The sequence below is a fragment of the Rufibacter sediminis genome, from assembly GCF_014269285.1.
Taxonomy (GTDB): Bacteria; Bacteroidota; Bacteroidia; order Cytophagales; family Hymenobacteraceae; genus Nibribacter; species Nibribacter sediminis.
Genome location: NZ_JACOAF010000041.1, coordinates 308,019 through 331,605, shown reverse-complemented (window position 1 = coordinate 331,605; position 23,587 = coordinate 308,019). Strand labels below are relative to the sequence as shown.

10 protein-coding genes are annotated in these 23,587 nt (G+C 48.3%); 6 read left to right on the top strand and 4 right to left on the bottom strand.

The genetic code is table 11. From position 1 onward, the window contains the following. The first annotated feature begins 618 nt into the window (after window positions 1–618). The 4 genes from H7U12_RS17445 to H7U12_RS17430 all read left to right on the top strand — a co-directional run bounded on the left by H7U12_RS17445 (window position 619) and on the right by H7U12_RS17430 (window position 9,787). The gene (locus H7U12_RS17445) at window positions 619–3,762 is read left to right on the top strand and encodes a SusC/RagA family TonB-linked outer membrane protein (RefSeq protein WP_186640394.1); all 3,144 of its coding nucleotides are present in this window, start codon (window positions 619–621) and stop codon (window positions 3,760–3,762) included. A gap of 25 nt (window positions 3,763–3,787) precedes the next feature. Further along, complete coding sequence (locus tag H7U12_RS17440) at window positions 3,788–5,380, top strand: RagB/SusD family nutrient uptake outer membrane protein (protein WP_186640392.1); 1,593 nt, start codon at window positions 3,788–3,790, stop codon at window positions 5,378–5,380. Window positions 5,381–5,492: 112 nt separating this feature from the next. After that, window positions 5,493–6,050, top strand: coding sequence for a hypothetical protein (locus H7U12_RS17435; RefSeq protein WP_186640390.1), 558 nt, complete (start codon window positions 5,493–5,495; stop codon window positions 6,048–6,050). A gap of 134 nt (window positions 6,051–6,184) precedes the next feature. Beyond that, a complete protein-coding gene (locus H7U12_RS17430; RefSeq protein ID WP_186640388.1) occupies window positions 6,185–9,787 on the top strand; it encodes a VCBS repeat-containing protein in 3,603 nt (1,200 codons plus the stop codon). A gap of 5 nt (window positions 9,788–9,792) precedes the next feature. Here H7U12_RS17430 and H7U12_RS17425 read toward each other — a convergent pair whose 3' ends face one another. The 4 genes from H7U12_RS17425 to H7U12_RS17410 form a co-directional block, all read right to left on the bottom strand. Next, window positions 9,793–11,970 carry a CRTAC1 family protein gene (locus H7U12_RS17425; protein WP_186640386.1) on the bottom strand — a complete coding sequence of 726 codons (2,178 nt, stop codon included), beginning with the start codon at window positions 11,968–11,970 and terminating at the stop codon, window positions 9,793–9,795. A gap of 148 nt (window positions 11,971–12,118) precedes the next feature. Further along, window positions 12,119–15,457 carry a VCBS repeat-containing protein gene (locus H7U12_RS17420; protein ID WP_186640384.1) on the bottom strand — a complete coding sequence of 1,113 codons (3,339 nt, stop codon included), beginning with the start codon at window positions 15,455–15,457 and terminating at the stop codon, window positions 12,119–12,121. A 319-nt stretch (window positions 15,458–15,776) separates the two neighbouring features. Next, on the bottom strand, window positions 15,777–17,126 hold the full coding sequence (locus H7U12_RS17415; protein WP_186640382.1) for a vanadium-dependent haloperoxidase: 1,350 nt from the start codon (window positions 17,124–17,126) through the stop codon (window positions 15,777–15,779). Window positions 17,127–17,338: 212 nt separating this feature from the next. Then, the gene (locus H7U12_RS17410; RefSeq protein WP_186640380.1) at window positions 17,339–20,851 is read right to left on the bottom strand and encodes a VCBS repeat-containing protein; all 3,513 of its coding nucleotides are present in this window, start codon (window positions 20,849–20,851) and stop codon (window positions 17,339–17,341) included. A gap of 292 nt (window positions 20,852–21,143) precedes the next feature. Here H7U12_RS17410 and H7U12_RS17405 point away from each other — a divergent pair, with 292 nt between their 5' ends. Both H7U12_RS17405 and H7U12_RS17400 read left to right on the top strand, forming a co-directional pair. Then, window positions 21,144–22,457: a sensor histidine kinase gene (locus H7U12_RS17405; RefSeq protein ID WP_186640378.1), complete on the top strand. Its 1,314-nt coding sequence runs from the start codon at window positions 21,144–21,146 to the stop codon at window positions 22,455–22,457. A 223-nt stretch (window positions 22,458–22,680) separates the two neighbouring features. Next, the gene (locus H7U12_RS17400) at window positions 22,681–23,544 is read left to right on the top strand and encodes an NAD(P)-dependent oxidoreductase (RefSeq protein ID WP_186640376.1); all 864 of its coding nucleotides are present in this window, start codon (window positions 22,681–22,683) and stop codon (window positions 23,542–23,544) included. Window positions 23,545–23,587 lie beyond the last annotated feature (43 nt).

The following is a 23,587-nucleotide window of genomic DNA, read 5'->3' as shown; positions in this document are numbered from 1 at the left end:
AAGTGCGCACTGTGGAGGCTTCAAATAAAGTTATAATCTTAAATTAATCCTGTCAACCTATTCCAAGACGGGACAAGTGATACAATTTTGGATTCTGATAAATTATAACGCCGTGTATAAGTTGGAGGAACTCTGGTCAAGAAAATTTTAAATTCAGAGCAAGAAGAGAAAAAATGAACGAACATTTGTGAAATTAAAAATAATCGAACGAATATTTGCGAATTTTAAAAAAGATAACTAAATATGCTAACGTAGGCAGATCAAAAAACATGAATGATTATGCCAACGTTGGCATATTTAAGAGATATGTAGTCAATAGTTCCTGCAAACTACATATCTCTTAAATGCTTCAGCATGTTACCGTGCAGAAGAGTAGGATGTAATGCACTAATTCCTCTAATAAATTGATCAGAAAATGCAAGAAGATTTATCCTTCTTCTTGTATGCATTTGAGTAACTAAGAATTAGGAGCATTATAAAACAATAGCTCTAATTCTTATATAGTACGATTCTTTGACTCTAAAATTTTCTTAGAACTCTTGCATATGGAAACCTCATATTAGCTTAAGCAAAATCAATAGAATGCAAACAAAACTGTAAACAATAACAAATTACTATATGAAAAAAAACTACTTTAATATGTGGCTGCTCACGAACAGCAGTCATAAGAAAACGCCATACCAGAAAAAAGTGTTAGCTATGCTGCTGGCGGCGGCTTGTTTATCACAAAGCCCTGTGTTGGCAGAGAGCAATTTTACCGGGTCCAACATTTTTGGCAACACACTGGCTACAAATGATGTGTTTATGCAAACAGTGCCTATAAGCGGAAGGGTTGTAGGCGACAATGGTGAAGGCATACCGGGCGCTACTGTTTTGGTAAAAGGAACCTCAGTAGCTACTTCCACAAACGAAAGTGGCAACTATACATTAGATGCGCCAAGCGGTACCGGCACCCTGGTTGTTTCTTTTATTGGTTATACCACACAGGAAGTTCCGATAAATAACCAATCTACGATTAACATTACTCTCGTGACAGATACTAAAACGTTACGTGAAATTGTTGTAGTCGGATATGGTACGCAGGAGCGCGCTGACGTAACAGGCGCCATTTCTTCGGTGCAGGGGGAAGCTCTTGAGAGAATTCCTACGCCAACTTTAGCCCAGGCTTTGCAGGGACAGACACCAGGTGTGCAAGTAACTTCTAACTCTGGTTCTCCGGGCGCTGGATCAAGCATACGCATCCGTGGTGCCGGCACCATTGGTAACAACGACCCGCTCTACGTGGTGGATGGTGTTCAGGTGGAAGGAAATATCAACTACCTAAACAGTAATGACATTGCCTCCATTGAAATATTGAAAGATGCCTCTGCCACTGCCATTTATGGTTCAAGAGCGGCGAACGGGGTGGTGGTTGTAACCACCAAGAAAGGAAGAGCGGGTACGTCCGAGGTTAATCTCTCTGCTTACACAGGTATACAAACGGCCTGGCGCACGCTGGATCTGACAAATGCCTCAGAATATGCCCGGCTTGATAACCTGTCCAGGCAGGCTGCAGGAGCTGAAACAAATCCTGCCTGGGCGAATCCTGAGTCTTTAGGAGAAGGAACTGATTGGCAGAAGGAAATATTCCGAACAGCTCCTATCTCCAATTATCAGTTATCCTGGTCAGGTGGTAGCGACAATTCGACCCTTTATGTATCAGGCGGCTATTTCCAGCAGGATGGCATCATCATAGGCACTGATTTTGAGCGATTTACCTTCCGTCTCAATACAGACCATAAGATTGGGGGCAGAGTAAAGATCGGGAATACCCTGCAGTTAAGTTCTACGCAGGAGTCGCTTATCCCTAACAACGAGAACCTGAACACCGATGTGCTTGCACGTGGTGTACGCCAATTGCCTACAGTGCCAGTTCGTAACCCGGATGGCTCTTTCGCAGGCCCTTCGGGTAACTTTGAAGGAGAAGCTGAAAACCCGGTATGGTTGGCGTTAGAGTCTTTCAATACAAACCGAAACTACCGTATGCTAGGCTCTGTTTACGGGGAGGTAGAAATTCTGGATGGCTTGTCTTTCCGATCCAGCTTTAGCTTGGATTTCAATTACTTCAGAAATCAGAATTTTGACCCTGCCTTTGCTATTGGTAACAGAAATAGTGCTGCCAACCAACTGAGTGTAGAGAACAACACGAACAGATCATGGCAGTGGGCCAACCTCTTTACCTATACCAAAACCTTCGGGGAGCACGACCTGAACATACTGGCGGGTATAGAAGCGCAGGACAACTATTTTCAGAATGCACTTGCCAGGGGTGGTGGGTTTCTCAAAAATTCAGATATCCAGTTCTTAAACCAGGCCACCACTAACTACTTTGTAAGTGGTGGTGCCAGCGAATTTGCCATCTTCTCTCAGTTAGCCAGGGTAAACTATGGCTTTGGAAGCAGGTACCTGGTTACCGCTTCTATCAGAAGAGACGGATCTTCTAAATTTGCCAACAACCGCTATGGTGTTTTCCCTTCAGCCTCCATTGGCTGGAGACTGTCAGAAGAATCATTCTTTCAGGATAACATAAGTTTTGTGAATAATCTGAAGCTAAGAGCCAGCTGGGGACAGACAGGTAACCAGAACATCTTTAGCAATTACCCAACCTATGGTGTAATCCAGGGTGGTGGCCGGTATGCACTGGGCGGTGTTCAGGTTCCAGGCTTTTTCCAGGGTACCCAGGTTAACTCAGACATCAGATGGGAAGCAACTGAGCAGCTGAACTTTGGTATAGAGTCCGGTTTCCTGAACAATAAGCTCACTTTCTCAGCAGATTACTTTGTAAAAACCACAAAAGACCTGCTGCTGCAGCTTCCTATTCCGGAGAGTACCGGCGCCACCGCTGCCTTTACTAATGCCGGATCCATTCGGAATAAGGGCTTAGAATTGGCGCTTGGCTACCGTAACATGGACAAAGCCTTTGGCTATGGTTTTGGTGTAAACTTTACCAAGATCAATAACGAGGTGCTGGATCTTAACGGCTTAGTACTAACGCAACCTTTCAACCGTACTCAGGAAGGTATGCCTATTGCCCAATTCATTGGTTTCCAGACGGCCGGCATTATCAGAACGCAGGAACAGCTGGATGTCGTAAGAGCAGTGCAGCCGGATGCCGGGTTAGGAGACATCATCTATGTTGACCGTGATGGAGACGGCCAGATAGACGGTGATGACAGAACCTTTATCGGTAACCCGCTTCCGGATTTCACGGCTGGTTTAACAGGAGAGTTCACCTATAAGAACTTCGACCTGAACTTCCTGTTCAACAGCAGCTTCGGCAACGACATATTAAATGCTGTTGGACGCTTCGGTTATGGTTCAGTAGCTGGTAATAAGTTTTCTTCCATGATCAACAATACCTGGACACCGCAAAACCCGAATGCAGAATATCCAAGATTGATAATCAGTGACCCTAATAACAACCTCAGGGAAGACACAGACAGATGGATAAGAGATGGTTCTTTTGTACGACTGAAGAACCTTCAGCTTGGATATAATGTGCCAGCAGATTTTTCTAACAAAGCCTACATAAAGCGAATGAGAGTATATGTGAGTGCTGCTAACCTGTTCACGTGGACAAAATACGATGATGGATTTGATCCGGAAATTGGTTCTTCCAGGAACCTAGCAGGCCAAAACAACAGCGTACTTGAAATAGGTGTTGACCGCGGGGTGTATCCGCAGGCTAGAACATTCATGCTTGGGGTAAACGTTGGTTTTTAACTAATTGCATTAACACAAATTTAAAATGGTAAATATACGAAGAACAATCTACCTGTCCCTGATGGCTGGTGGGTTAATAGCCGGGGGCCTGACATTGCAGGCCTGTAAAGACGATTTCCTGGACAGAAAGCCGCTTGCAGACTTAACAACGGCAAACTTTTATACCTCAGCTGAAGACGCACTGGCTGCCTTAAATGCTGCTTATGACCCCATTCAATGGGATGTACACTCCCGTATGGATTGGATTATGGGTGATGTGGTAGGTGGTGATACGGACAAAGGAAGTACCGATGACGGGGATGAAATTTACATCCGCCAACTCCAGTACTTTACGCACACAGCAAACTTCGAGCAATTAGGGGAGTGGTGGAGCCAGTCGTATGACGGTGTGTACCGAACTAACCTAGTGCTGGAGCGTGTGCCACCTATTCAAATGGACGAAACACTTAAAGCCAGAATCCTGGGTGAAGCCAAGTTCCTGAGAGCACAGTATTACTTTGACCTGGTGAAAGCTTTCGGACGTGTTCCCCTTATCACGAATGTGCTTAACCCTGATGAAGTTTTCGTTCCTCGTCCCAAGTCTATTACAGAGAACTGGGCTCAGATAGAACGGGATTTAAGAGAGGCCATTGAAGTACTGCCGGCAACATACTCAGGAGCTGACGTAGGTAGAGCAACCAAGGGTGCTGCGCAGGCACTTCTGGCTAAATCCCTGCTTTGGCAGTCTACCCCTGGCGGATGTACGGAAACTCCCTGGGCTACAGCAGACAAGTACCAGGAGGTGGCCGACCTGACCAGTGCCCTAATCAATTCAGGTAATTACAGGCTGTTACAAAATTTCGAAAGTTTGTTTCGTCTGGAAGGGGAGAATAGTGCAGAAATTGTGTTCTCCATACAGGGCATAGGAGGCACAGGTGGCTGGAACAACGAAAACGATGGATTAGCCCTTAACCAGTGGCTTACACCTCGTACAAGTCAAACCTCTGGTTGGGGTTTCAGCACGCCTATTGGGCCTAACACGCCCAATAACTACAGCGGTAACCCAAACATCAGAGTGAACAACATCTACCAGGCTTTTGAACCGTGCGATCCTCGTTTGAAGCAGTCTATCTTAGAGCCGGGAGATGTAATTAACGGCCTGAAATACGACGCGACCTGGGCGCGCTCCGGTTACAGCATCCGGAAGTTTCTAATACCGGAATCTGAGTTAACGGGAACTGCAAACTCCCCTCTCGACATAACGCTTATCCGCTATGCTGATGTGCTGCTGTGGAACGCGGAAGCACTGAATGAGTTAGGCAGAACAACAGAGGCACTAGTGCCATTGAATGAAGTTAGAAGGCGCGCGCGCGAAAGCAGAGTAGGAGCCACCTGCCCACAGCCGCTTACCGCATCAAGCCAGACCGAGCTTCGCGAGCTTATCATGCAGGAGCGCCGCAAGGAACTTGCTTTTGAAGGGCACCGTTTTTACGACCTTGTTAGAACCTGCCGGGCGGCTGATGTGCTGATTCCGATGGGAAGGCCGTTTAAGAAAGGTATAAACGAGTTGCTGCCTATCCCTCAGGCAGAAATCGACAGGAACCCTGCCCTGCAGGGAGATCAGAATCCTGGTTTTTAATTAAGTGAATTTTTAGGCGAACTTACATTAGGTTCAGCCATAGTAAATAAGAATAAGGATCGCAGGTTGTGATCCTTATTCTTATTTTTAGGTAATTGATGAATACCAGCTTATGGAAAATACATTTTGCAGAAATCTTTTAATGGGTTTGGCTTCTATTTTTGGCCCGATGCTAGCTGGCTGTGAAGAGAAAGAGTTACCTGATTTAGTAAACAATACCCCATCTGATATAACTGCCGTGGTGAACGGAACTGACTGGAAAGCGACACCTGGCACATACAGGTTAGGAACACGTGTCATCAACAACGGTGCAAGTGCCTTTGTCGGATCCGGTGATACGCTGACTGTAATGGGGGTGCAGGTGCAGGGCTCTGACACAACAGCCATTGTGCTTTCTGTAAAGCTTAGAACCGACAGAGTGGGCACTTACAGATTTAGAAGTAATGCCACTGGCGACGGAAAGGCTTATTTTGTACGGGGGCTTTCGGCAGCAGCACTACAGGAAACGAAGAAGAAATACAATGGCGGCATTACCAATGGAGAACTGCAGGTTACACAGTTCGATGCCGCTAACTATAAAGTAACAGGCAATTTCGCATTCAGTATGTCTGCTTCAGGCGAAACCACTTATACAGTGGTTGCCGGCAAAATCCAGAATATTACCTTTTAAGCACTGCCTGAATTGTTAATTTTTTGAACCGAGAGGCACTTAAGCCATAATAGCCTTCATTGCCGGTATACATTTGTACCAGCACGCACATTAACTTCTGAAAGAGGTCAATCCGTTTACAAGTTGCACCTGACATGATTTCGACCACTCCCTTCATTCCCGCACTTCTCAAAGCTTTGCTGCTTTCTCTCGCCGCGCTAAGCTTTGCCAGCTGTAGTCAGGAAGAAAAGATGTTTGAGTTAAAATCTTCAGCTGACACCGGTATCACTTTTCAGAATAAGCTTACCTCCAACGACTCCATTAATCTTCTCAATTTCGAGTACTTCTATAACGGGGGAGGCGTAGCCGTTGGCGATGTAAACAACGATGGACTGCAGGATATTTTCTTTACAGGCAATATGGTGTCTGGCAAGCTTTACCTGAACAAAGGCGACCTAAAGTTTGAGGACGTGACACAGCAGGCAGGCGTGGAAACTACCAACTGGGCCACAGGAGTATCCATGGTAGATATTAACAACGATGGACTGCTGGATATTTACATTTGCATGTCCGGATACAAAGACCCGCAACGCCGGAAGAACCTGCTGTATATAAACAAAGGCCTTCGTGCCGACAACATGCCGCTGTTTGAGGAGGAGGCGGAAAAATATGGACTTGCCGACACAGGGTTTAGCACCCAGGCTACCTTCTTTGATTATGACCTCGATGGGCACCTAGATGTATACATCGCCACCGTAAATCGCTCTGATATTAATCCGAACGTAATTTCCACAAAGCCTCGCCAGGGCGAAAACTCAAGCACAGACCGGCTATACCGGAACAACGGGAACGGCACCTTTACAAACGTGGCCGAAGAAGCCGGCATTGTCAAAGAAGGGTATGGACTGGGTGTGGGAATTGGTGACCTGAACCAGGACGGCTGGCCTGACATCTATGTTACGAATGATTTTATTTACGATGACCTGCTGTACATCAATAACCAGGACGGCACCTTTACCGAGAGCATCCGCAGTTACCTGAAACATACGAGCCACTTTGCAATGGGCACGGACATAGCAGACTTCAACAACGATGGTTTACCGGATATTATTAGTGTAGACATGATGCCCGATGACAGCAGGCGACAGAAGCTCATGAATGGCGTGAAAAATTACGATGGGTTTCAGCTGGCACTACAGCGGGGGTATATGCCGCAGTATGTCCGAAACACGCTGCAGTTAAACAACGGCAACGGCTCTTTCAGCGAGATCAGCCAGTTAGCCGGAATACATTATACCGATTGGAGCTGGAGCCCTTTGTTTGCTGATTTCGACAATGACGGAACCCGGGATCTTCTTATAACAAATGGTATACGAAAGGATATTACCCATCTCGATTTTGCCACCTACTATGTTACGCAGGCAAGATCCAGCTTCGGAAATAAAGGTACTGAAACCCACCTGGTGAAAGTGGCCGAAACAATGGAGGGCGTTAAAAAGCACAACTTCCTGTACCGCAACAACGGGGATTTAACCTTTACAGATGAATCGGTGAACTGGGGTCTGGGACAGGAGTCCTTCTCTAGCGGGGCCGCTTATGCTGACCTTGACAACGACGGAGACCTTGATATTGTGATCAACAACGTGGATGAGGAGCCTTTTGTGTACCAGAATATGGTAACCGAGCAGGAGCAGAAAAAGAAAGAGGGTGCAGAGAGCAGAAATTATCTTCGGGTAAAGTTTGAGGGTGCGCCTGCAAACAGGACAGGTATAGGCGCTAAGGCTGTGCTGCATTATGGCGGTAAGCTGCAGGTGGGCGAGCAATATCCTTTTAGGGGATTTCAATCGACAGTGGAAAATACATTGCACTTCGGCTTAGGAGCAGTTGAACAGGTAGATGTGCTGGAGATTACATGGCCTGATGGAAGGTATCAGGTACTGCAAAACGTAAAGCCAAACCAGGTGCTCACAGTTAGCTATAAGCATGCAAGGAAAAAGATACAGCAGGAACCAGCAAAAAGCCAGGATCCATTCTTTAAAGAGGTTACAGCAGCTGTGGGCATAGCCTATAAAGACCAGCACCAGGAGTATGTGGATTTTAAGCTGCAGCCTCTCCTACCTCACAAGTACTCCCAGAATGGCCCAGGTATTTCGGTTGGCGATGTAAACGGTGATGGGCTGGAAGATTTCTATGTGAGCGGCAATGCCACCCATAGCGGTATGTTGTTTTTGCAGGGCAAAGACGGCAGGTTTACATCTAAAGCGCTACCCTTGGAAGGCACAAAGGCAGAAGGCATGGGTAGCCTGTTCTTTGATGTGGATGGTGACGGCGACCTGGACCTATACATGGTGAGCGGCGGAAGTACGCATGCCACAGGAGACAAGGCCTACCAGGACCGACTATACCTAAACGATGGCAAGGGCAATTTTACGCTTGATTCCAAAGCACTGCCACTGACAACTGCTAGTGGGTCCTGCGTAGTAGCAGCCGATTACGACAACGACGGCGACCTGGATTTGTTTATAGGAGGCAGAGTGGATCCGAGAAAATTCCCGTTACCGGCACAGAGCTATATCCTGCAGAACAATGGCGGCAAGTTTAAAGACCTGACCAGTACCGTTGCCCCCATGCTCTCCAATATAGGCATGGTTACCTCCGCGCTTTGGACTGATTTTGACAACGACAACACAGTAGACTTGGTGCTTGTAGGGGAATGGATGCCTGTAACATTTCTGAAGAACGTAAAGGGCAAGCTGCAGGATGTTACCGCCGGCACAGGGCTCAGCGGTACACATGGCTGGTGGAACAGCATGGCCGCCGGCGACTTTGACAACGACGGCGACATTGACTTTGTGCTTGGCAATTTAGGCCTCAACTCTAAATTCAAGGCATCGAAGGAGCAGCCTGTTCAGGTATATGCCAAGGATTTCGACAAGAGCGGAACAACCGACGCCATCATGACGCACTATATCCAGGGAAAAAAGCAACTGGTGCATGGCCGCGATAACATGACAGATCAGATGGTATCGATGCGCCGGGAGTTCAGGAGCTACGACGACTACGCCAGTAAATCGTTTGATGAAATATTTACAGCAGAAAGGCTAGAGGGGGCTTACGCTGCTAAAAGCGAGCACTTCAGCAGTAGCTATATTGAGAACCAGGGGAATGGAAAATTTAAGATCACGGCCTTACCCATGCGCGCGCAATTCGCACCCGTGTGTGGTATTACGGTAAACGACTACGACGGTGACGGAAATTTGGACATGCTGCTGGTCGGCAACTCTTATGCTACCGAGGTCGTGGTGGGCCGTTACGATGCCTTTACAGGCCTATACCTGAAAGGCAATGGACAAGGGCAGTTCTCGCCCGTGAATGTGAACAGGAGCGGCTTTATAGTAGATTCTGATGCCAAAGGTATGGCCGAAATCAATACTGCAAATGGAACTCCGTTGCTGTTGGTTGCTTCTTATAACGATAGTTTAAAGGCTTACAGCAGTGCAGCGCATGCTGCAGCTTTACAAGCAGTTTCTATTCTGCCTTCTGATGCTTATGCTAGCATTACGCTGGCGAACGGAAAAAAAAGAAAGCAGGAATTCTACTTTGGCTCCGGATACCTCTCCCAGTCTTCCCGAACGCTGTGGCTGCCAGCAGGCACAAAGTCTGTGCAGGTAGTTGATAAGGCCGGCAAGGTGCGGACAGAACTAACCGGCAGCAGGCAAGCAAACCTGGCTACTATCCCCGGAGGAATAAAGCGTTAATTCCATTATTGATGATCTGAAAGGTGGGCATGATGTAGATCATGCCCACCTTTTTTCTTTTGCAGGTTAAGCTTTTTAAGATCCTGTTTCTTTACCTCACTGTCGCCCTCCCTTATCTGCACAAACTGATTGGCTAAAATGTTTTCGAATACTTGTGTTCTGTTGGAACCTGCCCATTTTATTTCCAGTTTGTCGATTTTAGTTGCCTGCCCCAAACCTAACTCAGCTCTCAGGGTAGAGGCTCCAAAGCTTCCGCCGGAGTTTACATCCCGGTAAATCGTTCTTTGCCTGCCAGCATCTGTAAATGTCACTTTCAGACGTGTGCCGATGGCCGCTTTGTTAGCTTTTGCTCCCTCAAATTTAATTTTGATCCAGTTATTGCCAGCAGAAGTGCTTTCCTGGTAGGTGTTTTTGAAGAGCGCATTCCTGTAATTATCGCCTTCAAAAGCGCCGCCCATCACGGTATAAATATCCTGATCTCCGTCGTTGTCTATATCACCTGCAGAAACGGCATGGCCTTTCTGCAGGTGGCCTACTCCCGCAGAAGTGGTTACATCCTGAAAGCTTTTGCCGGTATTGTTGCGGAACAGCTTGTTAGGGATAAGTGATTCAAAGCTTGGGTCTCCCGTGCCCAGGTACATGTCCAGCCAGCCGTCATTATCGATATCCAGGAAATTACTGCCCATGGTATACAGCGATTTACTTATACCCACTTTTTCTGACACATCTGTAAAAGTGCCATTTCCGTTATTACGGTAGAGTCGTGCTTTCTCGGCGTTGTTTGGCAGGCCCAAATACTCGGCTGCCACGTTGTAAGAAACACCGGGCTCCGTGCTGAATTTAAATCCCGATACAAAAATATCAAGCCAGCCATCGTTGTCATAGTCATAAAACCAAGTAGGGAACGACATCATCGGTTCCTGCAGGCCAGCCTTTTCAGTTACATCTTCAAACTTTAGCTGCTCGTTTTTCCCTAAGCCGAGGTTGCGGAACAAATAGTTCTGGCCGTACAGCGTGGAGATGTAAATGTCCTGCCAGCCGTCATTGTCGAAGTCACCGGAAGTTACACCTTTAACATATTGCGCGAGTTCAACCCCAGCCTCCTTGGTGATATTATGAAACCTGCCGCGGCGGTTAATATACAACTCGCAAGGATTAGGGCTAAACCTGTGGGCTGTTTCATTGCCAATGAAAAGGTCGAGCCAACCATCGTTGTTGAAATCGCTCCAGGTGGCTGTCTGGGTTGGGTAAAAAGAGAGCAGACCAGCCTCTGCCGTAACATCTGTAAAGGTGCCGTCACTGTTGTTTCGCAGCAAGGAGTTAGGCTGCCTGCCCTGCTGTTCAAACCAGGCACCGCGCAGCACGAGCACATCAATAAAGCCATCGTTGTTATAGTCTGCCTGCATCATGTTCAGGCTGTTAGTGATTCCCTTCAGACCCGCTTTCTCAGTATGGTCTGAGAAGGAGCCGTCGCCGTTATTATGAAAAAAGTGAATCTGGTCCCGTAGGCCATAGGAAGAGGCCATAATATCTAAGAAGTCGTCATTGTCAAAATCTTCTATGATGGAGCCTCCGGATATATCATTTACATCAACGCCTAACGCTCCTGCAATTTCCTCAAAACGAGCGACAGGATGTTCTGACTGCTTTTCTAATGGGATCAGCCATTTTTCCGGTACCCCATCCGGATACTCACCGAGCGTCATGTAAGCGATGTTTAGCAGCCACCGGTAATGCAAGGCATCAGGATTCCGGCTTAGTAGCGCTGTATAATGCTCAATCGCTTTTCGGGATCCCTGTGGTAGCTGATGCACCCCGGTGCTGGAAATCGGGAAGATGCAGGAAGCCGATGTATGGTTGATCAGGCAGTTTTCCTGCTCGCCCAGGCGAAGGTACGATTGGGCTATATCCGCTTGCAGTTTGTCTGCCAGGTCTCTATCTTTCGGGGTGAAACTATGCGCTAGCTGAGGCAACTCCTGTTGAAGCTTCTCAAACAGTTTGGCAGCCTCTGCCGGTTCTCCTGCGCGAAGTAACTCTATTGCTTTCTGGTATTCGTAGTCAAATTTTTTCCTTCCGGTGGCTTGGTTCGCCAGTGAATCAAAGTAATCTACACGTGCATGATTGGCAAACCTGCTGTCTACAACATAAAATTTTTGGGCAACCTCTTCGAGTAGCGTGACCATACTTCTGTGTCCGTCCTCCTGTTTTTCCCCAGTACAGGAAACCAGCATTAGGATAAAGAAAAGAAGGGAGCAGGAAACAGCCCTAAAGTATTTTCTATGCAGCGTAAGCATCTTCTTTAATTAACTTTTATACCTTTTGCGGCTTTTACTATTTAATCTTTCTGCTCTTTCCGTTATAGTCGTAAGCCACAGCAGAGACGGTATTCTGAGGCAGGGCAATGCTTCTGGTAGATTGTGAGAGATAACCAGAACCATAATATAGCTCTTTTATTATCTTTTTACCTGTGTCCAAGGTTATCTCTACCCTTGCGTCAGATGGGTTGACCTTTATTACCTTTGCCGGGCTTCCGGAGCTGGTAGTATATGCCTGCAGAGGACCATCGTTGTTGGCTATAAGCAACAGCGGCTTTCCATTAAAAAGGGTCAGTTCAGCCATTCCTTTTGCATCGCCATCTACAAGGAAGCCACTTTGCTGCAGCGTCACTGGCTGAAAGCCCCCCTTCCCGTTTCCTTTCAAAAATAAACCTTTGAAAGCATCATAGGCTCCACTAAGTACCTCCGGAGCCTGAGAATTACCGGTCAGCAGCACGTCCAGGTTTCCGTCACCATCATAGTCGTTCACGGTCATGCCATACACAGGCGCAAACTGTGCCTGCATCGGCAAAGATGTGATTTTGAACTTGCCCTTGCCCATGTTCTCTAGGTAGCTGGTATGCATGTTTACACTTTTCAGCACATAAGATTCGTTCAGTTCTGCCGCAGTAAGTACTTCTGTAACAGAGGCGCGGGCATAGCTGTTGTAACTGGCAAAGCGCCTACGCATCGATACTATCTGGTCAAAGATGTCATCCCGTGGTCGTGCCGGCACGTTCTTACCCATCACGTAGTGTGCTACTATAGCGTCCATGCTTCCGTTGTGGTCATAGTCAGCGGCATACACTGTTACAGGCTCCTTGACTGACGCTTTAAGCTTGGTATTCAGCCCCAGGTTGCCCGCTATGTAATCTATATCGCCGTCATTGTTGAAATCTCCTGCCACCAGGCTATTCCACCAGCCACTGGTATTAGGCAAGCTGGTAGCAGCCGTTACGTTCTGCAGTGTACCGTTCACATTCCGGAAGAACGTTATTGGCATGCCTTCTCCTGTCACAATCAGATCTACGGCGTGGTCATTATCAAAATCCGTCCAGAGGGCGGCGGTGAGCATCCCCAGATTTTGTAAGGTCGGGCATACCTGTGCTGTAGCGTTTCGGAATTTGCCGCCCTCATTCAGCAGGATGTAACTCTCGGCAGGAGCGGGATAGCTTTGCGGGCGCATTCTGCCGCCCACAAATAAGTCCAGGTCTCCGTCGCCGTCCAGGTCTGCCGCTGTTACAAATGACCCGCTGGAGGTTGTGTTGGGCAGCGCCTGCACATCCAGGGTAAAGTTGCCCTTGCCATCGTTTTTGTAAAGTTTATCCTGAAAGTAGGGCGAATTGACCGGGAATTCATTTCCCCCACTGACTACATACAGGTCCAGGTCACCGTCACCGTCCGCATCGAAAAACAAACTGCCCATGTCTTCTTCAAACTTCGTCTGGTCGGTGATAGCAGCGCTTGTAAAGGTGCCGTTCTTTGACTGCAGAAAGATTCTGCCTGGGTACTTAAAGGCTCCTCCCACATAAAAATCCTCTAGGCCATCGCCGTTCACATCGCCCACTGCTATACCTGGTCCGTTCTGCGAATACTTGTGCGGCAGCAGCGGCTGTACCTTAAAATCAATGTAAGGTTCCTCCTTATGGGTATAGTTTATCTTATACCTGGCGTTGGCGCTTTGGAACAGTTGGGGTGCAGCCTTCTGCTGTAGCACCTTAGTGGCCACGGCATTTTTATGAGCCAGCGTAAGCACCTGGTTGGCTTTCACATTTTCGAGGCGCTGTACTTTGCCGTCAGGCCAGGTTACTTCTACAGCTGCTACTTCAGAAGCTTGACCTAGACCAAAATGTAGAAAAGGCTCCACCGTGGACATAAAACCACGGTAAGGTGAATACTCCTGAAACTGCTCCTGATTGTTCTGAAACACCCTGACTTTGGTACCGTAGCCAGCTGCGTTTGCTTTGTTTCCCTGCAGCTTTATCCTAAGGAAATTGTTCCCAATGTATTTTTCTGCGTTATTACGATATACAAAGGCTTTCCCATTTATGTTGTTCGTCACGAGATCCAGGTCACCGTCCCCATCCAGATCGGCATAGGCTGCTCCGTTTGAGAAAGATGGCACCTCCAGTCCCCAGGCTTTGGTTTGGTTACTAAAGGTAAAGTTACCCTCGTTCCGGTACATGTAGTTCGACTTCTTGGCACTGGGCAGCTGGTCTATGACTTTCATAAATTGCTTGTTCAGCACCTCTGTTGGCACATTGCTGTTAAGGCCCTGCATGCGGTACATGATAAAGTCACGGTTGGTGATGTCCTTCGGAAATCCGTTGGTGATATGCAGGTCTTTGTAGCCGTCGTTGTCAAAGTCGGCCAGCAGGGGGCTCCAGCTCCAGTCTGTGCTGTGTACTCCCGCCAGTTGCCCTATTTCACTAAAAGAGGCATTACCGTTGTTAAGTTGAAGGGTATTCCGCATGTACTGCGGAACATAACCGTTGTAAATTTCGGACATAAACCGGTCGTAGTTCATGCCCGCGAACATCAGCTTACTCCGGAGGTTGTCTTCGGGTAGCATATCTACCGTGATAATATCCACCAGCCCGTCGTTATTAAAGTCGGCTACATCGTTGCCCATAGCCGACTGGCTCTGATGTTTGAAATAAGCCGCGGCTTTGTCAGTGAAGGTGCCGTTGCCGTTGTTCAGGTATAGGATATCGTTCGATAGGTAGTCATTTGATACGTATACATCCGGCCAACCATCCTGGTTGATGTCGCTGATGGCTACCCCCAGGCCGTGGCCTTCCACCAATATACCAGCTGCTTTCGAGACATCTGTAAAAGTGTTATTCCCGTTGTTCCGGTAAAGCTTGTCTGTATTTTTCCCTGAGCCATTCCGTAACTGGGGCCTCAGCAGGTTAGGGTTTGTTTCTTCCAAGGTATGGTTGAGCAGGTAAAGGTCCAGGTCACCATCTTTGTCATAATCAAAGAAAGCGGCATGCGTGGAATAGCTGTTGTCTGCAAGCCCGTACTGCTGGGCCGACTCTGTAAAGGAATTATCCTGGTTGTTGATGTAGAGCAGGTTTGTGCGCTGCTGCGGGTTTGCTTTGCCTGTTACACACACATAGATGTCTTGGTAGCCATCGTTGTTTATATCTGCTACGGCTACACCGCTTGCCCAGCGACCGGAAGTATTAATGCCAGCTTGTTCGGTAATGTCTTCAAACTTTAGATTTCCTTTGTTCAGGTATAGCCTGCTGGGCACCATATTGCCGGAAAAGAAAATATCCTGCAGACCGTCGTTGTTAAAGTCACCTACCGCCACACCGCCGCCATTATAGAAGTACTCAAACTCCAGCACGTTGAGGGTTTCAGTTTCTGTAAGCGTGTTCGAAAAGGTGATACCTGTCGCTGTTGAAGAGAGGCTTTCAAATAACACAGGTACAGCAGCTGTCTCTGCCGCTGCTGATGTATTTTCCTTCTGGCCTTCTTTTCCCTGATCGGTGTTGCAGCCGGCAAGAAAAAGGATCGTTGCAAATGATACAGCACTTAGCTTGTACAGTGGACAGGCTTTAAATAATGCGAACATGAGTTTTAAAATTAAAAAAGCAGTTTGCTGGTTGTTAACCAATGCAGACTGCTTTTAAAAGAATTATACATCCAAGGCAAAGCATGACCGGCTAAAGTTTAGCTGTTTGTTCTGCCTTGCGGGTTCGTAATTTAGAAACGATATGGTTACCTATAGCCTTTCCCTGCTCAGCTCCAAGGTCACAGGCAGCGCGGAAGTGAATGCCTCCGTAGATCCGGCTCTCCCCCACTTCGAAAGCCGCCTCGTTGAAAGAGTTGAATTTGCGTACTGGCAAGCCTATGGCCAGCTGCGTAGAATCAATAAAAGCATAAGAGTCACCGAATTTATGTGTAAGCACAGTGGCTGCCGCCGCTGATATAACACTATGGCCACTCGGGAACTCCGGAAAAGGAGGCGTCTGCAGTATAGGGTCCCAGTCCGGGTCAATGTAGCGCTCTATATAAGTATCCGGACGAATAGAGTTATAGGCAAACTTGGCATCCCAGCAGGAAATAAAGCCATCGGCGAGCGCAGCTGTAACCATCACATAGGTTTCGGCGGCCTCCATCATGTCCAGCTTATTCTTTCGGATAGCTGAACTGGTGATGGAAATCCAGTGGCCGGGAGGAGTTAACTTCTGCTGGAAATAGGTAACATGCCCTTTGGTGTAGGATATATTTGGGTTATCGTCCCAGAAACGGGCAATAAGAAGTTTCTCCTTGTCGATATTCTTTACAATGCTGTAAACTTCCATCGCCTCTTTGTAAAAACCAGATGTAGCCGAAGAGTCAAAGGCCGTTGCCAGCTGAGGCTTGAAATGCGATGCAGAATCCATGACAAATGGCCTTATTTTATTCCAATGAGGTTCTACAGCAGGCATGTAGTCAGGTGCAGTGGGTTGCCATGTATTTGGCTTGGCAGAAATAACATGCCTGGTAAGTGCCCGTGTTTCCACATAACCGTCTTTCTTTGCCCAAGCCAGTATATGTCCTCCCACCTCTCGGCCATACGCAATGGAGTTGTTCAGTACTTCTTCCCTAATACCGATTCTTTTTAGCTCCGCCAGATACTCTGCCTCATATTCTTCCATCTTCAACTCATCCAGGATAAGCTTTTTACCCACTGTGGAGAAGGCGATGATGCTCGATACCGGGTAATATATCTCTTTAGTTGTATCGGGCTGAGGAATTTCTGATAAGCCATTATACTGGCTTGAAAGAGATTTGTAAGCAGGATAGGCTGGAGCCAGGGCTTCGTATGCCGCAATGTTTGGGTAAGAGTAAATACGGCTGGCAACAGGCGGACTGAAGATATCTTTAATGATAATTTCACTCAAGTGCCTGTTCCACACAATCAGTTGCGACTGTGAGAATTTGTCTAAGCCAGGTAGATCATGTTTTTCTTCACAACCAAATAGGATAGGAATAACCAGTGAAAGGAACAGTATTTTAATTCTTCTCATGATTTTAATGGGATACTTAGATACTGTAATTGGTTTTATACCCCTGCAATACATGCTTATGGCACCCAAACTGCAATTGTATAGTAATAAACTAATTACTTACTTATAAAACAAGTTCCTACATCGGCTTCTTTATATCCTAATTAACTACCGGAAAAACCTTTCCCCTTAGAAGTGGCTGGAAACACAAAGAGAACAGCATGTGCCGTGACTTATGGACGCCCTGCTAACCTGTTTGCCTCAGGCGCCAACTGCCTGCTCTTTCCTGTAAAGTCGTAGATAGTAATTGTTTGCGCTCCTGCCGGTACAACCAATACTCTGGACGACTGTGACAGGTAAGCTGAGCCGTAGTAAAACTCCTGCCGCACTTTTCTGCCATCCTGAAGCGTTATTGTGGCCCATGCATCAGTAGGGTTCAACTGTATCACTTCTTTCTGCTGCACATAGGTAAAGGTTTTCACCGGTCCTTGGTTTGAGGCGGAGAGCACCATGCTTTTGCCATTTGGTAGCGTAAGCTCAGCAATGCCTTTTGCATCCGTATCTACAAAAAAACCACTTCTGGTAACAGGGACACATGCAAAACCGCCTTTCCCGTTGCCCTGCAGGTATATGCCAATGGAGGCATCGTACCAACCTGCCTGTATTTCTGTGCCGTGATTGTTGCCTGTCAGCAACAAGTCTAAATTTCCGTCACCGTTATAGTCGTTTACAAGCAGACCAAAAGCTGGTGCTACCTGCGCCTGCACCGGTAGTGGGCTAACTTTAAATTTACCGTTCCCCAGGTTCTCAATATAGCTGCTTTGTAAATGGGTGCTTTTTGCTACGATGGCTCCTGCTAACTCTTCTTTCGAGAAAAGATCACCGTAGCCTATGCTGGCATACGATTCAAAAGACCGGAACTTCCTGCGCATCGAAACCATCTGATCTGTCATGGCATCGCGCGGGTGGGCCGGGTAGTTTTTGTGCATCAGGTAACGACCTAACACCGGGTCGATACTTCCATTGTTATCAAAGTCTTTTGCCGTAATTGTAATAGGTTGTTCCGCAGTCGCTTTGTAGTCAGAATTAAGGCCGAAGTTGCCTCCAATGTAATCTATGTCGCCGTCGTTGTCGAAATCACCAGCCGTCAGGCTATTCCACCAACCAATGGCATTCTGCAAACCAGAATTTTTTGTAGCGTTTTTAAACAGGCCTTTGTTGTTTTTGAACAAGGTAACAGGCATCCATTCGCCGGCCAGCATCAGGTCCACCTGTCCGTCCTGGTCAATGTCTGTCCAGAGCGCAGCGGTAATAAGGCCCATTTCCTTCAGTTCCGGACATATTTTGACTGTCACGTCTGTAAACTTGCCCCCATCGTTCCGAAGGATATAGCTTCTGGCCGGTAAAGGATAACGCTGTGGCACCAATCTTCCTCCCACAAACAAGTCCAGATCGCCATCCTGGTCATAATCGGCTGATATTACACAGGAGCCACTTGCCCTGAGGGTAGGCAAAGCAACTGCATCTAAGGCAAAGGCTCCTTTGCCATTGTTTTTGTAAAGCCGGTCCTGGTACTCCGCAGATCCTTCCTTAAACTCGCTGCCCCCGCTCACCACGTACAGGTCCAAGTCTCCGTCACCGTCTGCATCAAAGAACAAAGCACCCATGTCATCTCCGTGCTTCACTGCATCAGGAAAAGCCGCTTCTTTAAATTTGCCCCCCGATAGTTGCAGGTAAAGTTTTCCGGAGACATCGGAGGAGCCTCCCACGTAAAAATCTTCCAGGTCGTCCCCGTTCAAGTCGCCCACAGCAATGCCCGGGCCACCCTGTGAGTACTTCTGCATGAGCAAAGGCTGTAGCTTGAAATCGACAAAGTCATTTTCCTGGTGCTGGTAACGGATGCCGGTTTCAGTACTGTCAACCCTTTGGAATAGCATGGCAGTAATTGTTGAGGCAGGTGCCGCGTTCGGGGCTTTAGCATCCGAATAACGTACAGTCAAAACCTGGTCGGTCTTTACACTTTGCAGCGTTTGCTGTCTGCCATCCGGCCATACCACCTCCAGTACATCTACCTGAGTTGCTTTGCCCAGGCCAAAGTGAGCGACACTTTCTACTGTAGATTTGTATCCGCGGTATACCGAATGGTCATGATACAGCTGCTGACCACCATACTTCAAAGTAAGTTTAACGCCGAGCCCAGCTTTGTTTTTAGCATCGCCTTCCAGTTTAACGCGCAGGTAATGGCGGTCGGGCAGCTTGTCTGCATCGTTTCTGTAGAGAAAGGCAGGCTCATCAATGTTATTCATGATAAGGTCCAGGTCACCGTCATTGTCCAGGTCAGCATAGGCAGTTCCGTTGGTGTAGGAGGGCGCATCCAGTCCCCACTCTATTGATTTATCTGCGAAGGAAAGGTTGCCGGTGTTCTGATAGATATAGTTGTGCACTTTTACCCCAGGGAGATCCTTCAGTAGTTTCGCCATTGTTTTAACCTGGTGCTCGTTACCTCCAAACTGGCTTTCCTGGCGCTTGTAAATAATAAAATCCAGGTTGGTGACATCTTTGCGGTAACCGTTCGTGATCAGGAGGTCACGAAGTCCATCGTTATCGTAATCAGCAAACAAAGGTGCCCAGCTCCAGTCTGTGCGGTGAATGCCGGCCAACTGGCCTATCTCGCTGAACGTACCGTTGCCGTTGTTTAGCTGTAAGGTGTTCCGGATGTACTGTGGCTGGTATCCCAACGAAAGATTGCGTTTGTAGCGGTCGTAGTTAGGAGCCGCTATCATGGTTTTTTCCCGCAGGTTATCTGGCGGCAACATGTCAACAGTTATAATATCGAGCAGGCCATCGTTGTTAAAGTCGGCGATGTCCGTGCCCATGGCATTCCAGCTCTGGTGTTTCAGGTATTGCTTTGAGTGATCTGTGAAAGTGCCGTCACCATTGTTAATGTATAGCAGGTCGTTGGTGATAAAGTCGTTTGCCGCATAAATATCCGGCCACCCGTCATTGTTGATATCCGCAATACCCAAGCCCAACCCATATCCTTCTATCAGGATGCCGGCTTCCCTGGAAACATCAGAAAAGGTATTGTCGCCGTTGTTGCGGTACAGCCTGTCTGTACTCAGGCCCTGGCCATCTACTTTCTTAGGCCGGGCGTTGTTGCGCGGGAAACTCTCCAACGCATTTGTAAGCAGGTACATGTCCAGGTCACCGTCCTTATCATAATCAAAGAAGGCTGCTTGGGTGCTATATCCAGAATCTGCCAGACCATACGCCCCGGCCGATTCAGTAAAAGTGTTATCGCCGTTATTGATAAACAGCATGTTGGGCTTCTCAGCTGTTTTATTTGGCCCGGCCACACAAACATAGAGATCCATAAAACCATCGCTGTTAATATCAACCATGGATATGCCTGTTACCCAGCGGTCAGTAGAGACACCTGCTTTTTCGGTAATGTCCTCGAACTGCATGTTGCCCTTGTTCAGGTATAATTTACTGGACACCATGTTGCCGCCGAAAAAGATATCCTCCAGCCCATCGTTGTTGATGTCTCCGATGCCCACTCCCGCTCCGTTATAGAGGTAATCGTACTCAATGGCGTTGAGTGTGTCGTTCTCTGGCAGGGTATTGCTAAAAACTATACCTGTCTCGTCCGGCGACAGTAAATGAAAAAGCTGGTCGCCTTTGTTTTTATTGCAGCTGCCTAAGACAAAGGTGGCACTTATAATAAAAAAGAAGAGTAGCTTCATATAACGCAGACGAAAACAAATAGAGAGAGGTGGGCAATGCAAGCCATAAATAAATTTTCAATTTATTAAATTTGAAGCAATTATAATACAATTATCATTTAAATATAAGTCATCACGACGACTCTGGTGACAGTCTGCTACTTTGGTGGCAACACTTACCAATGCTTCTGAACCCATCTGATTTTGGATTGAAGATTATTTCATCACTATCTTTCTGGTTAATTATATTAAAATGTGGTAGTGATTTAAAATCAGCACATCAGCACATTTACCAATTAGCACATTACCACCCATGCGGCTTCAGTCTAAATTAGCCCTTTTCAGTGCGGCCTCTAAGATCATCATCCTGCTGCTTTTGGTGGCCGGGCTTCCGTGGTTGGTCAACAAGGTGGCGCTTATCAACGCCGATGCGCGCCTGATGCAGAAGGAAGACAAGATGTACCAGATCATCGAGGAACAAGGCATTGAGTCTTTCCTGACGAGCGAATCTGGCGCGTACGGGAGCTACAACCTCTTCCGGGAGGAGTTTATCTCCCTGGAAGAGATCTCCTCAGGCAAGGTCATCAACAGCATTGAGAACAGCCTGCGCAAGGTAGACAATCAGGTGGTGAACTACCGGGTGCTGTCGTCCACGTTTGACCTGGGCGGCAAACGGTACCTGCTGGAGATCGGCCGCTCGCTGGCTACCATCCACAACAACAGCAAAACGCTGCAAACCTACGCGTTGTATTTTTTGGCGGCGGTGGTGCTCCTGACCGTGTTCACCGATCTGGCCTTCAGCAAAGTGCTGCTACGGCCCCTCACGCTCATCATCAAACGCCTGCAGCGGGTGGAGCACCCCAGCACGTTTACGCCGCAGAAGATCAAGACGTCCACCTCAGACTTCCTGTACCTCAACAATACCATCAATGCCATGATGGGGCAGATTCAAGAGGCGTTTCAGAAAGAAAAAGAGTTTATCGGGAATGTGTCGCATGAGCTGCTGACGCCGGTTTCCATTCTCCAGACCCGGCTGGAGAACCTGCTCTCCGACCCGGACACGCCCGAAAGCATGCTGGAGAAACTGGTAGACAACCTCCGGACGCTGCACCGGCTCAAGAACATCATCCAGGCGCTCCTGCTCATCTCCCGCATCGAGAACGAGCAATACGTGCGCAACGAGGCCGTGGATATTCCGCAGCTGGCAGAGGAGGTGGCCGAGGAAATAAAGGAGCGCGCCGAGGCCCGCGAAGTAGAGCTGAAGGTGGACGTTACGGGAGAGTACACGTTGGCCGGAAATCAGTCGCTGCTGTTCACCATGCTCTTCAACGTGGTAAACAACGCCATCAAATACAACAAACCCGAGGGAAGCATCTGCCTCAGAGGGCAACCAGTTGCCGCTGGTTATGAACTGACCGTGAAAGATACCGGCGTGGGCATTCAGGAAGAGCAACTGCCGCACATCTTCAGCCGGTTCAAGCGCCTGCATGCCCCAGACGGCGAAAGCCACGGCTTGGGCCTGACCATCGTGAAAACCATCGCCACTTTCCACGGCATCGACTTGTCGGTTTCCTCGGTGCCGGGCGAAGGCACCACGTTCACCTTCCAATTCCCCAAAGAAGTTTAAGTTCTGTTTCGGGCCCGTTTTCAGCAAAACAGGCCCGAAACGAGTAGGAAGCAGCACCACTTGTATGGCCGGCGCGTACCTCCTTCCCAAATTCCCGAAGCAGGCTTCACTTCTGTTTTAAGGCTGTTTTAAGCAAAACGGCCCTAAAACAGGAATGCCAGGGCACCCCTTGCGTGGCCGGTGCGTACATCCTTACATTCGTGCATACTTTAAAGAGAAACACATGAACGTAGGATTTATAGGATTGGGCATCATGGGCAGCCGCATGGCCGCCAATCTGCAGAAAGCCGGCCACACGCTGGTGGTGCACAACCGCACTCCCGAGAAGGCCGAGGCTTTGGTCAACAGCGGCGCCATTCTGGCCAAAACCCCGGAGGAAGTTGGCAAGCAATGCCGGGTGGTATTCACCATGTTGGCTACGCCGGAAGCGGTGGAGGAAGCGGCGCTGGGCCAACACGGTTTCCTAAAAGAACTGCCCGGCAACTCCCTCTGGGTAGATGCCAGCACGGTGAACCCTTCCTTCAGCCTCCGGATGGCCCAGGCCGCCCATAAGATGGGGCATCGGTTTCTAGACGCTCCGGTTTCCGGCTCGCTTGTTCCCGCCGAGACGGGGCAGCTGGTGTTTCTGGTAGGCGGCGAGTCCAAGGATGTGGACGAGGTGCGACCGTTGCTGGATACCATGGGCAAAGCGGTGCTGCACATTGGCGCGCACGGGCAGGGCGCCAGCATGAAAATGGTGAATAACATGCTCTTCGGGCAGATCATGGCGGCTTTCTCGGAGGCCTTGCGCCTGGGTACTTCGCTGGGCATCACCGAAGAAATGCTGTGTCAAACCCTGCTGAACGGTCCGGGTGGGGCGCCTTTCCTCAAACTGAAGGAAAACAAGCTGCTCTCCCGGGATTTCTCCGCCGAGTTTCCGCTGGAATGGATGCACAAAGATCTGCACCTGGCTGGGGTGACCGCGTATGAGCAAGGCATCGCACTACCTACGCTGGCCACCGTCAAAGAGCTTTTCGCGCAGGCCAAGCAAGCCGGCTTGGCGCAGGAAGACTTCTCCGCTGTGTACCAGTTCGTGAATCCAAAATAGCTATTGCGTTTCGGGCCGGTTTTGCTGAAAATCGGCCCGAAAC

Coding starts and splice junctions, on each gene's coding strand:
- H7U12_RS17410 (WP_186640380.1), bottom strand. CDS start 20,851: ATGAAGCTACTCTTCTTTTTTATTATAAGTGCCACCTTTGTCTTAGGC.
- H7U12_RS17405 (WP_186640378.1), top strand. CDS start 21,144: ATGCGGCTTCAGTCTAAATTAGCCCTTTTCAGTGCGGCCTCTAAGATC.
- H7U12_RS17425 (WP_186640386.1), bottom strand. CDS start 11,970: ATGGTCACGCTACTCGAAGAGGTTGCCCAAAAATTTTATGTTGTAGAC.
- H7U12_RS17430 (WP_186640388.1), top strand. CDS start 6,185: ATGATTTCGACCACTCCCTTCATTCCCGCACTTCTCAAAGCTTTGCTG.
- H7U12_RS17415 (WP_186640382.1), bottom strand. CDS start 17,126: ATGAGAAGAATTAAAATACTGTTCCTTTCACTGGTTATTCCTATCCTA.
- H7U12_RS17445 (WP_186640394.1), top strand. CDS start 619: ATGAAAAAAAACTACTTTAATATGTGGCTGCTCACGAACAGCAGTCAT.
- H7U12_RS17440 (WP_186640392.1), top strand. CDS start 3,788: ATGGTAAATATACGAAGAACAATCTACCTGTCCCTGATGGCTGGTGGG.
- H7U12_RS17400 (WP_186640376.1), top strand. CDS start 22,681: ATGAACGTAGGATTTATAGGATTGGGCATCATGGGCAGCCGCATGGCC.
- H7U12_RS17435 (WP_186640390.1), top strand. CDS start 5,493: ATGGAAAATACATTTTGCAGAAATCTTTTAATGGGTTTGGCTTCTATT.